Source organism: Microbacterium sp. CBA3102 (genome assembly GCF_007954505.1).
Taxonomy (GTDB): Bacteria; Actinomycetota; Actinomycetes; order Actinomycetales; family Microbacteriaceae; genus Microbacterium; species Microbacterium aurugineum.
The window spans coordinates 2,021,894-2,034,031 of sequence record NZ_CP042412.1 but is presented as its reverse complement, the minus strand read 5'-3'; the positions used below and the strand labels follow the sequence as shown (position 1 = coordinate 2,034,031).

9 protein-coding genes are annotated in these 12,138 nt (G+C 70.8%); 2 read left to right on the top strand and 7 right to left on the bottom strand.

Going from position 1 to position 12,138, the window contains the following annotated elements; all coding sequences use genetic code 11:
• Nucleotides 1–227: 227 nt before the first annotated feature.
• From FGL91_RS09755 to FGL91_RS09735, 5 genes are all read right to left on the bottom strand, one after another.
• Complete coding sequence (locus tag FGL91_RS09755) at nucleotides 228–725, bottom strand: methylated-DNA--[protein]-cysteine S-methyltransferase (RefSeq protein WP_153243715.1); 498 nt, start codon at nucleotides 723–725, stop codon at nucleotides 228–230.
• On the bottom strand, nucleotides 722–2,242 hold the full coding sequence (locus FGL91_RS09750; RefSeq protein ID WP_153243714.1) for a DNA-3-methyladenine glycosylase 2 family protein: 1,521 nt from the start codon (nucleotides 2,240–2,242) through the stop codon (nucleotides 722–724). The genes FGL91_RS09755 and FGL91_RS09750 overlap by 4 nt, the downstream gene beginning before the upstream one ends.
• A 179-nt stretch (nucleotides 2,243–2,421) precedes the next feature.
• Nucleotides 2,422–3,876, bottom strand: a complete 1,455-nt coding sequence (locus tag FGL91_RS09745) for an aldehyde dehydrogenase family protein (protein ID WP_227991441.1) — start codon at nucleotides 3,874–3,876, stop codon at nucleotides 2,422–2,424.
• The gene (locus FGL91_RS09740; RefSeq protein WP_153243713.1) at nucleotides 3,873–5,051 is read right to left on the bottom strand and encodes an acyl-CoA dehydrogenase family protein; all 1,179 of its coding nucleotides are present in this window, start codon (nucleotides 5,049–5,051) and stop codon (nucleotides 3,873–3,875) included. The genes FGL91_RS09745 and FGL91_RS09740 overlap by 4 nt, the downstream gene beginning before the upstream one ends.
• On the bottom strand, nucleotides 5,048–6,373 hold the full coding sequence (locus FGL91_RS09735; RefSeq protein WP_153243712.1) for an aminotransferase class III-fold pyridoxal phosphate-dependent enzyme: 1,326 nt from the start codon (nucleotides 6,371–6,373) through the stop codon (nucleotides 5,048–5,050). Before FGL91_RS09735 ends, FGL91_RS09740 begins: the two co-directional genes overlap by 4 nt.
• Nucleotides 6,374–6,462: 89 nt before the next feature.
• On the opposite strand from FGL91_RS09735, the gene FGL91_RS09730 reads away from it, so the two are divergent.
• Nucleotides 6,463–7,800 (top strand): PucR family transcriptional regulator, encoded by a 1,338-nt coding sequence (locus tag FGL91_RS09730; RefSeq protein WP_153243711.1) that lies wholly within the window; start codon nucleotides 6,463–6,465, stop codon nucleotides 7,798–7,800.
• Here the strand turns inward: FGL91_RS09730 and FGL91_RS09725 are convergent.
• Both FGL91_RS09725 and FGL91_RS09720 read right to left on the bottom strand, forming a co-directional pair.
• Nucleotides 7,797–8,948 carry a CaiB/BaiF CoA transferase family protein gene (locus tag FGL91_RS09725; RefSeq protein ID WP_153243710.1) on the bottom strand — a complete coding sequence of 384 codons (1,152 nt, stop codon included), beginning with the start codon at nucleotides 8,946–8,948 and terminating at the stop codon, nucleotides 7,797–7,799. The genes FGL91_RS09730 and FGL91_RS09725 overlap by 4 nt on opposite strands.
• A complete protein-coding gene (locus FGL91_RS09720; protein ID WP_165875511.1) occupies nucleotides 8,945–9,964 on the bottom strand; it encodes a LacI family DNA-binding transcriptional regulator in 1,020 nt (339 codons plus the stop codon). Before FGL91_RS09720 ends, FGL91_RS09725 begins: the two co-directional genes overlap by 4 nt.
• A gap of 141 nt (nucleotides 9,965–10,105) precedes the next feature.
• Here FGL91_RS09720 and FGL91_RS09715 point away from each other — a divergent pair, with 141 nt between their 5' ends.
• Nucleotides 10,106–12,133, top strand: a complete 2,028-nt coding sequence (locus tag FGL91_RS09715) for a primary-amine oxidase (RefSeq protein WP_131494451.1) — start codon at nucleotides 10,106–10,108, stop codon at nucleotides 12,131–12,133.
• Nucleotides 12,134–12,138 lie beyond the last annotated feature (5 nt).

Genomic DNA, 12,138 nt, shown 5'->3' with positions numbered 1-12,138 from the left:
GGGAGCGGGGCGGCGCTAGAGGAGCGGCCGTGCCGGGTTCGAGCCGAGAGCTGCGATCCGCGCGGTGGCGATCGATGTCATGGTGTCCTCCTCAGGGCTCGGCGGTGTCGTCCGGTCGGCGCGACAGCCCACCAGCCTATTGCTGTGAACCAGCTGAAAGCAAGAGTCATTCCCGATTCGTCGAGGGAGGTTCGACGAATCGGGACGATCCCGGGACCGAGGTCGACTCAAACGCCGATCGACTCCCGCGCCAGCAGGCTCTCCTTCACGCTCAGTCCCCAGGCGAATCCGCCGAGACTGCCGTCCGTCCGCAGCACCCGGTGGCACGGCACGAAGAGCGCCGGGGCGTTGCGTGCGCAGATCGACGCCGCCGCCCGGACGGCGTTCGGATTGCCGAGCCGCGCAGCGAAGCCGGTGTAGGTGAGCGGAGCGCCGGGTTCGATCGCACGCAGAGCCGACCATCCCGCGAGTTGGAGCGCGGTGCCGGTCTGCGCGACCGCGACCGTGTCGATCGCCGACAGATCGCCGCCGTAGTAGGCCCGCGCCGCGGCTGCCGCATCGGTCTCGCCCTCGCGCACGTGCAAGGGACGGTTCGCCGCCGAGAGCCGCCCGAGGATCGCCTCGACATCGGAGGTCCACCCGGAGGCGAGCACGCGCTGCCGGTCGTCGGTGAGGATCGTGAAGGCCCCGTCCGGGGTGTCGATGGTCTGGATGAGAGCGGTCATGAGGTCTCCTTCGAGGTCGTGTGATCGGTGCGAGCGGGACGCGTCGGGGGTGCCGCACGCCGAGTCCTCGCCGGGCGCACCGGCGCGGCGCGCCAGAGGTGTGCGCTGAGGTAGCTGCGCCAGGGAGCCGCGCGCTCCGCCCAGGCGGTGAGCGCCCGCGCCTCTCCGGGGATGCCGGAGGCCGCCGCGCCCGCCCGCAACGCGACATCGCCGGGAAGAAGGATGTCGGGGTCACCGAGAATCCGCATGCGCACGTAGTCGGCCGTCCAGGGTCCGATGCCGGGCAGCGCCAGGAGCCGCTCCCGCTGCATCGGACCGTCGTCACCGACCGTGAGGGTGAGCGAGTCGTCGGCGAGGGCGGCGGCGGCACCCGTGATCGCCCGGATGCGCGCGGCCGGGCCACGGAGCACCTCGGCGCCGTGCTCCGCGATGGCCGCCATGGTCGGGAACAGCAGCCCGTCGTCGGTCCGCTCCCCCAGGGCTTCGGTCAGCGCCGTCAGCGCTGTGCGGGCGGCGACCACGGTGATCTGCTGCCCGATCATGGCGCGGATGAGCATCTCATGGGGGTCGGCCGATCCAGGCACCCGGATGCCCGGTGTGCGGGCCACGAGCGGGGCGAGCTCGGGATGTGCGGACAGCGCCTGATCGATCGCCAGAGGATCGGCGTCGAGGTCGAAGAGGCGACGCACGGTCGAGACCAGCGGTGCCAGGTCCCCGAGCCGGGCCACCCGAGCACGCAGACGCAAGCCTGATCGCTGATCCTGCCGCACCTCGAACCAGGCCGCGCCTCCGGCCATGCGCAGGTGCCGGGAGAACGACGACTCGGAGACCGCTTCGACGCCGGGCACCGCGCGCGCCGCCATCCACGCGAAGATGCCGCTCGCGTCGAGCGGACCACGGTACGGCAGCACGAGGTCGATCGCCCCCGGGGTCGACGTGGCCGGCGTCCGGCGTCGTGCGCGGAGCTCGCCGGGGGTGAGGTCGAACACCTCACGGATCGTCTCGTTGCACTGCCGGATGCTGGCGAAGCCTGCCGAGAAGGCCACATCGGAGATCGGCATGTCGGTGCCGACCAGCAGCATCCGCGCCGTGTGCGCGCGATGCGCCCTCGCGAGGGCCAGAGGCCCGGCCCCCAGTTCGGCGCTGAGCAGACGGGTGAGGTGCCTGCTCGAGTATCCGAGACGCGCGGCCAAACCGGGGACGCCCTCCCGTTCCACGACACCGTCGGAGATCAGCCGCATCGCCCGTGCCGCGGTGTCGCCGCGCAGGTTCCAGTCCGGTGATCCGGGAGCAGCTTCGGGCAGGCACCTCTTGCACGCGCGATAGCCCGCTTCGTGTGCAGCTGCACTGGTCGGATAGAACGTCACGTTCTGCGGTCGGGGCGTGCGTGCGGGGCAGCTCGGACGACAGTAGATCCCGGTCGAGCGGACGGCCGTGACGAACTGCCCGTCGAAGCGGGTGTCTCGGGCGCTGATCGCACGATAGCGCTCGTCGAAGTCGGTCACGGGGAAGCTCATGCCTCCACCCTGTCACGACCCACCGACCTCGACTGGCGGAAATCGGACATGGCTGTGGAACGCTCTTGCGCCGAGACCCCCGCGCACCGCCGGGACCCCCGCCTGCACACGTCGACAGGCGGGGGTCTCGGCGGGCAGCGGGGGTCTCGGCGAAGGGGCGGGCGGGCGGGCGGGCGGGGTCAGCCGCGCAGATACACCGTCGCGGTCTCGGTGTAGAACTCCCGGGCCGCGCCGCCCTGCTCCTTCGGGCCGAGGGCACTGGCACCGCTCCCCCCGAACGGCACGTGCAGGTCGGCGCCGGCGGAGGCCGAGTTGACGTGCACCACCCCGACGCGAATGTCCTCGATCGCGCTGAGTGCTTCGGCCAGTCCGGTCGTGAACACGGCGGTCGAGAGTCCGTACTCGCTGTCGTTCACGAGCGCGATGCCTTCCGCGGTGGACGAGACGCGGCGGACCCCGATGACCGGGCCGAAGAGTTCCTCGGTCCACAGTTCGCCCGGATCCGCCTCGTTCAGCTCGAAGATCGACGGGGGGATGAAGTACCCCTCGGCGAGCTCACCGGAGGAGTACGGCCCGGCGTCGACGACCGCTCTCGCCGTGGTCCGGGCGCGCACCAGAGCGGCGGCCACGCGATCGCGCGCTCGGGCATCGACCACGGGGCCCACCTCGACACCCTCGTCCTGCGCGTCGCCCACGACCATCCGCTCGGTGCGGATCGCGAGTCGTCGCAGGAACTCGTCCGCCACAGCCTCGTGCACGATCACCCGGGAGGTCGCGGTGCACTTCTGTCCGGCCGCGCGGAAGGCTCCGACCGCCACCTGCTCCACCGCGACGTCGAGGTCGGCGTCGGCGAGGACGAGAGCCGCGTTCTTCCCGCCGAGCTCCCCCTGGAACGGAACACCGCGCGCGGCGAGCTGCGCGGCGATGATCCTGCCGACCTTCGTGGAACCGGTGAACGTGACGGCATCCACGTCGGGATGCGACACGATGGCCTCCCCCACGCCGGCGTCGCCGTTCACGAGGTTCAGGACGCCCTGCGGAAGCCCGGCCTGCTCGAGCGCCTGAGCGAACCGCATCGCGAGCAGGGGGACGAAGGTCGCCGGCTTCCAGACCACCGTGTTCCCCCAGACCAGGGCGGGGGCCAGCTTCCAGGCCGGGATCGAGATCGGGAAGTTGAACGGGGTGATGGCCCCGATCACCCCGACCGGGCGACGGATGACGAGGATGCGCTCTCCGGCACTCGGCGACTCGAACAGGCCGCCGCTCTGACGCTCGACCTCCTGCGCGTGGAAGCGGAGGATGTTCGCGGCATGCGCGGTCTCGCCGATCGCCTCGACGAGCGTCTTCCCTTCCTCCCGCGCGAGCTCGCGCCCCCACTCCTCGCGATTCGCGTGGATGATGTCGGCCGCTCGCAGCAGGATCGCGGCCCGCGCCCTGGCGGGAGTCCGGCGCCATCCGTCGAGTGCGGCTCGTGCACCGGCGAAGGCACGGTCGACGTCGGCCGCGGACGCGCCGGGGCCCGGCCCGACGATGTCGCCGGGTCGGCTCGGGTTGACATCGACCAGGAGCGGTCCCTCGCCGGTGACCCAGGTCCCGTCGATGAAGTGTCGGAGATCGTACGTGGTGGCCATCATGCTCCTTCGGAGTCGGTGCTGCGGAACGCGGAGAATCCGGTGATGTGCGCCCCGAGCACGAGCGTGTGCACCTCGTCGGTGCCCTCGTAGGTACGGACCGACTCGAGGTTCGCGGCGTGACGCAGTGGCGAGTGGTCGCCGGAGATGCCGTTGCCGCCGAGGAGCGTCCTCGCCTCACGCGCGATCGCGATGGCCGCTCGGGTGTTGCTGAGCTTCGCGACCGAGATCTGATGCGGCTCCAGTCGCCCGGCGTCCTTGAGCCGTCCGAGTCGCAGGGCGACCAACTGCGCCTTCTCGATCTCGACCGCCATGTCGACCAGCTTCTGCTGGGTGAGCTGGAACGCGGCGATGGGCTGGTTGAACTGGATGCGCGACCGGGCGTATGTCAGCGCCGCGTCGTAGCTGTCGCGTGCGGCACCGATCACCCCCCAGCCGATGCCGTACCGCGCCTCGTTCAGGCACGAGAACGGCGCACGCAGCCCCCGCGCCCCCGGCAACAAGGCATCGGCGGGCAGCCTCACATCCGTCATCGTGATGTCGCACTGGATCGAGGCCCTCATCGACAGCTTCGGGGCGATGGGCGTCGCCACGAAGCCCGCCGTGTCCGTCGGGACGAGGAAGCCGCGCACCCCCTCGTCCGTCTGCGCCCAGATGATCGCGACCTGGGCGATGGAGGCGAGCCCGATCCAGCGCTTCGCACCGTTGAGCACCCAGCCGTCTCCGTCGCGACGGGCGAAGGTGGTCATGCTGGAGGGGTCGGATCCGGAGTTGGGCTCGGTGAGGCCGAAGCAGCCGATGACCTCTCCCCGCGCCATCCGCGGGAGCCATTCCTGCTTCTGCTCCTCGCTGCCGTGCTTGTGGATCGCACTCATCGCGAGCGAGCCCTGCACGGAGACGAAGGTGCGCAGACCGGAGTCGCCCGCCTCGAGCTCCATCGCTGCGATCCCGTACTCGACGGCGCTGCGGCCGCCGCATCCGTATCCGTCGAGGTGCATGCCCAGCACGCCCAGCTCGGCGAGCTCCGGGACGAGCTCGGTCGGGAAGACGGCGCGGTCGTACCAGTCCGCGATGTGGGGGCGGATGCGCGTGTCGACGAAAGCGCGCACGCGGTCGCGCGTGGCCCGTTCGTCCTCGGTGAGGAGCTCGTCGAAGTCGAGCAGGTCGGGAACGGTCATGCGGCGGCCTCCTCGGCGACGACGGTGCGGATGGATGCAGTCAGGATGTCCAGGCCGGCCTCCAGGACGGCCTCTTCGATCACCAGGGGCGGGAGCAACCGGATGACGTTGCCGTGCGTGCCGCAGGTGAGGGCGATCACCCCCGCCGCATGGCATGCCGCAGCGACCCGCTGGGCGAGGTCGGGACGAGGGGCGAGCGTTCCCGGATCTGCGAACTCGACGGCCATCATCGCACCGCGCCCGCGGACCTCGGCGACCACGGCGAGCTCGTCGACCAGGGGCTCGAGATGCCGACGGATCGAGCGCTCGATGCCGGTCACCCCCGGCAGGAGCCCCGGATCGTCGAGCACCTCGAACACGGCGAGCGCAGCCGCGCACGCCAGCGGATTGCCCGCGTAGGTGCCGCCGAGCCCGCCGGGATGGGCGGCGTCCATGATGTCCGCACGCCCCGTCACGGCGCTCAACGGCAGGCCACCTCCGAGCGCCTTCGCAGTGAGGGTGATGTCACCGGCGACGCCCTCGTGCGCGCTCGCGAACAGCATCCCGGTGCGGCCGAGTCCGGACTGGATCTCGTCGACGACGAGGACTATCCCGTAGGCGTCGGTGATCCGGCGGAGGCCGGGGAGGAACCCGGGAGCCGGAACGACGAAGCCGCCCTCGCCCTGGATCGGTTCGACGACCAGGGCGGCGAAGTGCTCCGGGCCGTGCTCCGCGATGAGCCGCTCGATCTCGGCGAGGGCCGCATCCGCCCCCTGCCCGCGCAGCGGATTCGCGTTGGGGGCGCGGACCACGGCCTCGGGGAAGGGCCCGAAGCCCGTCTTGTACGGGTGTTCCTTCGCGGTCATCGCCATCGTCAGGAGCGATCGACCGTGGTACGCCTCGTCGATCACGAGCACGGCGGGACGACCGGTGTGGGCCCGTGCGATCTTGACGGCGTTCTCTACGGCTTCAGCACCGGTGCTGAACAGTGCGGTGCGCTTGTCGAAGTCGCCGGGTGTGTGCTCGTTCAGCCACTCCGCGACGCGGACGAAGCCCTCGTACTCGGTCACCATGAAGCACGTGTGCGTGAACCGGTCGAGTTGCGCGGCGACCTCGGCGCGCACGACGGGGTTCGCCGCCCCCACACTGGTCACCGCGATGCCGGATGCGAGGTCGATGAGGGTGTTCCCGTCGACGTCCTCGAGCGTCGAGGTGCCGGCTCGCTCGATGAAGACCGGGAGGGTGATGCCGAAGCCGGAGGCGACGGCGGCTTCGCGCTGGGCATGGAGCTCGCGTGACCGGGGTCCGGGGATCTCGGTGCGCAGGTGAGGAACAGTCGTCATGGGCTCGACGCTAGAAGCTCAGACGCCCGAGCGGACGAACACTTCGCCCAGCCTTGGCAGACTCACTGTGCATCCCGCACACTGGATGCATGGTCTCCCTCGGCGAGCTGGTCAGCACGGCGGGCACCGCGCTGCGCCCGCTCGCGCCGTTCGACGCCGCGCGGACGATCACGGGTGTGCACGTGTCGGAGCTCGACGATCCCGGCCGCTACCTGGACGGCGGAGAGCTGCTGCTCACCACGGGCATCCCGCTGCGCAGCCGACCGATGGACGCCTATGTGGATCGACTCGATGCGCAGGACGTCGGTGCGATCGGGATCGGCCTCGGCGAGGGCTGGGACGATCCTCCGGCCGCGCTCGTCGACCGATGTCGGACGCTCGGCATCCCGGTGTTCGCGGTCCCGGACGGAGCGCCCTTCCTCGATGTCTCGCGGGCGTTCTGGTCGATCACCGGACGGGGCGGACAGGATGAGGCGCTGCGCACCGCCCACACGCACACGCGGCTGGTCCAAGCCGCGGCCGGCCGCGATCCCGTCGCCTCGATCCTGCGCCAGATGTCGCAGGCGATCGGCGGATGGGTGGCCTGGCTCCCCTTCGGACCGGGGGCGTCGCTCGGAACACTGCATCCGCCCTCCCTCGAAGGCCTCCTGCCCGCGGTGCGGGTCGATGTGGAGCGATCGCTCCTCCGATCCGGAGTCGAGGCCGCCTCCTTCGTGTCCCAGGGGTCCGCGGTCGTGGCTCACGCGGTCACGGACGGCGAGCACACGCGCGGGGCCCTCGCCATCGGAGCCGGCCGCCCCCTCGCACGGGCGGACCGTCAGCTCGCCCTCACCGCGAGCGCGCTCCTGCGACTGGTCACCTCGCCGACGGCCGGCACCCGACGAGCCGAAGGGTGGTTCACCGCCCTGGCGCTGCGAGGAGACACAGCCGCGGCGCGCGCGCTGGCGGCCGTCGCCGACCTCGACCTGCCGTTGGAGTTCCGCGTCCTCGTGGGGGCCCCGGATCCGAGCATCTTCTCGGCCGAGTCGGACGGCGTGGTCGTCGCACTCCTCGACCCCGATGAGCACTCCTCCGCCGGGTCCGGAGTGCTCAGCGCTCCGGTCACCCTCGACGACGTCCCCGCCGCGACCGCTCGTGCGCTGGCCCTGCACCGTCGCGCACCGGACACCGCTCTCGTGATCGAACCGGAGTCGCGCGCCGCAGGGTGGGCGGACCTGCTCGCGGCGACGGACCCGATGCTGTTGCGCACCGTGACGTCGTATCTCCGGCATCGCCACCAAGCGGAGCGCACCGCCCGGGAGCTCGGGGTGCATCGCAACACCGTCCGCCCCCGCATCGCCGCCGCAGAGAGCCTGCTCGGCGTCACGCTGGACGATCCCGACGTCGCCGCCGAACTGTGGTTGGCGATCCGGGATCGATCCGTCTAGTCGCGGCCGTCGAGCCAGGCCCGCACGCGGGCGTCGTGTTCGCCCAGCCGGGGCGGAGGCGCCACCGACACGGGGATCTCCGGCTTCCAGGTGAGCGGTGACCGGATCTGGCGCGAACGCCGGCCGTCCTCCCCGATCAGCTCCCGGACCGGGTCGAGGCCCAGACGCGTGGCGAGTTCGACGCCCTCGCCCACGGAGTTCACGACCCCCGCGGCGACGCCGATCTCGTTCAGCCGCTCCGCCCAGGCCGCAGCCGTATCCGTGACCAGCGCGCCCTCCAGCTCCACGACGAGATCCTCCCGGTTCGCGACACGGTCCGGGTTGCGACGGAAGCGCTCGTCGTCGATGAGCTCCGGCCGACCGAGCGCGGTGACCATCTTCGCGAACTGGGCATCGTTGCCGCAGGCGACCGCGATCGGCGCATCGGCGCAACGCAGCGACTCGTAGGGGGCGATCGACGGATGTCGGTTTCCGAGCCGCCCCGGCTCCGCGCCCGCTCCGAGGTGCGCGGACATCTGGTTCACCAGGGCCGCCTGGAGACTCGAGAGCAGGTTCACCTCGATCCTCGATCCGTGCCCGGTCAGTTCGCGTCGACGCAGCGCGGCGAGGATGCCGATCACCGCGTCCTTGCCGGTGAGCACGTCGACGAGCGCGACCCCCGCCTTCATGGCCTCGCCGTCGGTCTCACCGGTGATGTGCATGAGACCGCCCACCGCCTGCGCGACGAAGTCGTAGCCGGGAAGCGATGCCCCTGCGCCGAGACCGAAGCCGCTGACCGACACCGAGATGAGACGCGGATGGGCCGCCGCGAGCTTCTCCTCATCGAATCCCAGTGCGGCGAACAGTCCCGGCCGGAAGTTCTCGATCACGATGTCGCTGCGGGCGATGAGTTCGAGCGCTCTGTCGCGATCTCCGGCGTCGGTGAGGTCGAGCGTGACCGACTCCTTGCCCCGGTTGGCGGACTCGAAGTACGTCGTCATGCCGGACTCCGCGTACGGCGGCCCCCATGCCCGGGTGTCGTCTCCCGTGCCCGGGCGCTCGACCTTGATCACGCGCGCCCCGAGGTCGGCCAACGTCATCGTCGCCAGGGGCCCGGCGAGCACACGGGAGAAGTCGGCGACCACGATGCCGTCGAGCGGTGCGGTCATGCGTGCACCCGCAGCGGGTGGGCGGTGGAGTCCCGCGCGACGACGGAGATCGGGAACTCGACGTCCGTACCCGGCGCGGCACGCCCCTCGATCAGGTCGATGAGGAGCTCGGCGCAGGCGACCCCGGAGTCTCGCGGCCGCAGATCGATCGACGTGATCGACGGGGTCAGGAAGGGCAGCGAGGGGTGGTCGACGCACGATACCACCGTGATGTCCTGACCGACCGTCCGCCCCTGTCGTCCGAGGACGGCGGCGACCTCGATCGCACTGGAGTCCGGACCGCAGATGATCACGTCCGTGTCCGGATGCGCCTGGAGGACCCGCTCCGTCGCCACCCTGACGTCGGGCCACGATGCTTCGAAGGAGACGGGGGCGATGACCGGATCGAATCCGCGTGTCGCACACCCCTTCCGATAGCCGGAGACCAGCTGGCGCGACCAGTCGGTGGCGTCGGGCGCGACCAGCAGCACGGGGTGCCGGGCGCCGGTGACATCGATCTCGTCGAGGAGCCGGAGCATGCCCGCCTCATGCGAGGACCACACGACACCCGCCGGCGCGCCGTCGACGTCGTCCGGAAGGTGCTCCTGGGTGACGACGGGGATCCCCGACGCCATCAGCGCCGGCAGCCCGGGGTCACCGGAGAGCGGGTCGCCGATGATGAGTCCGTCGGCACGGATCGGACGTGAGCGGCCCGACGAGACCGACGGGCTCACGATCGTCACGTCGATGTCGTGCGCGGCCGCGCTGGTGACGATACCGAACGTGAAAGCCATGTAGTACGCCGACCGCGACACGACCTCAGGAAGCACGATGCCGATCGTGCCGATGCTGCCGCCGCGCAGATGCCGGGCCGCGGTGTTCACCGAGTAGCCGAGCTCCGCCGCGGCGGCCAGGACGGCCTCCCTGGTGGGCTGCGAGACGCGCCCGACGCCGCTCAGCGCATCGGACGCCGTGGTCTTCCCGACCCCCGCGCGCCGTGCGACGTCGATCAATCTGACCCGTCGTGGCTCTTGCATGCGGCCGAGTCTAACCACACGGAGCACGTCGTAATCCACTCGAAACACATCAGGTCTTGCGCTGAAACACATTCATCGCATACTTTTGCCGGAACGTTCCGGCACGCAGACGTTCCCGAACTCACATCCGATGGAGACTCCATGAACTGCAGCTGTTCCCCGTCCGACCACGTCCAGCGTTCGCGCCCGCTCGGAGACGAATCCGGTGCGCCGTACGCGACGCTCTCCGCGGACGAGCTGCAGCGGGTCTCCGAGACGCTGCGTGCCCACGGCGCACTGGGGGAGGCGCAGCGGATCGCCTACGTCGGACTCGATGAGCCGGACCGCTCCGAGGTCGCCGCCGGGCGCCCCGTCCCCCGCCGCGCCCGTGTCCAGCTGCTCGAGACCGACACCGGACGCGCTCGTGCCCTCTCGGTCGACATCGGCACCGGCGAGATCGTCGCGGACGTCGACATCGACCCGGAGCAGGACGGCCAGGTCCCCCTGCTCCAGGAGGAGCACGCGATCATCCGCGAGTTGATCGGCGCCGACGAGCGCTGGGCCGAAGCACTCGCCGCCCGGGGCATCGACGACCCGAGCACGGTCGCTCTGGCCGGGCTGTCAGCCGGGCGCTTCCCGATCGAGGGCGAGAGCGGGCGCCGGCTCGCACGGGTGCTCGGACACCATCAGCCCACTCCGCAGACCATGCCCTGGGCGCATCCGATCGACGGACTGGTGGCATACGTCGACGTCGCCGCGCGCACCGTGGTCGATGTCATCGACGTGGGCGCGATGCCGATTCCGCAAGAGACCGCGGACTATCACGTGCCCGGCACCTTCGGCCCGGAGCGGACCACGCAGAAGCCCATCGTCATCACCCAGCCCGAAGGACCGAGCTTCGCCTTCGAGGGAGACGTGATCACCTGGGAGAAGTGGTCGTTGCGCATCGGCTACGACATGCGCGAAGGACTCATCCTGCACGGCATCGGATTCGAGGACGAGGGCCGGGTCCGCCCCATCGTGCACCGCGCCTCGATCGCCGAGATGCTGGTGCCCTACGGCGACCCGGGGCCCGTGCGCTTCTGGCAGAACTACTTCGACACCGGTGAGTATCTCCTCGGCAGACTCGCGAACTCGCTGGAACTCGGCTGCGACTGCGTCGGCGACATCACCTACCTCGACGTCCCGATCGCCGACGCCCGCGGCAACGTGAAGGTGCTCCCGAACGTGATCTGCGTCCACGAGGAGGACGCCGGGGTGCTGTGGAAGCACACCGAGCAGTTCACGGGATCGAGCGACGTCCGCCGCCAGCGCCGACTCGTGATCTCGTTCTTCGTCACGGTGGGCAACTACGACTACGGCTTCTACTGGTACTTCTACCTGGACGGCAAGATCGAGTTCGAGGCCAAGGCCACCGGACTCGTGTTCACCGCCGCCTATGACGAGCGCACCGGCCGCTTCGCGAGCGAGCTGGCCCCGGGGCTCGCGGCGCCGTACCACCAGCACCTGTTCTGCGCGCGGCTGGACATGGCGGTCGACGACGGGCCTGCCGTCATCGACGAAGTCGACGTGCGGTCGCTCCCGATCTCCGACGACAACCTGCACGGCAGCGCGATCGGCTTCACCCGGACCCGGCTTCACAGCGAGCTCGAGGGGCGGCGCCGGGCCGACGCGTCGGTCGACCGCACATGGCGGGTGAGCAGCGCGACGGCCACGAACCGGCTCGGTCGTCCCACCTCCTACGTCCTGACACCGGAGGGGAAGCCCGTCCTCCTCGCACGCCCCGAATCCGTGATCGCCTCGCGCGCCCGCTTCGCGACCGCCGATCTGTGGGTCACCGCGTACGACCCCGAGGAGCGCTATCCCGCCGGCGACGTCGTCAACCAGAGCGCACCGGAGCAGGGGCTGCCGGCCTTCGTCGCCGAGGACGCCTCGCTGGACGGCGCAGACCTGGTGCTGTGGCACACGTTCGGCCTCACGCACTTCCCGCGCACGGAGGACTGGCCCATCATGCCGGTCGACAGCTGCGGCTTCACGCTGAAACCCCACGACTTCTTCGACCGGAACCCGACCCTCGACGTTCCGGCCTCCCCCACCGCCTGCGCCTGCGCTCACGAGGACGCCGGCACAGCCCGAACCGAGCACCACCTGCATCACCTCTCTGTCCGCCCGTCGTCGTCCGACGCCTGACCGGC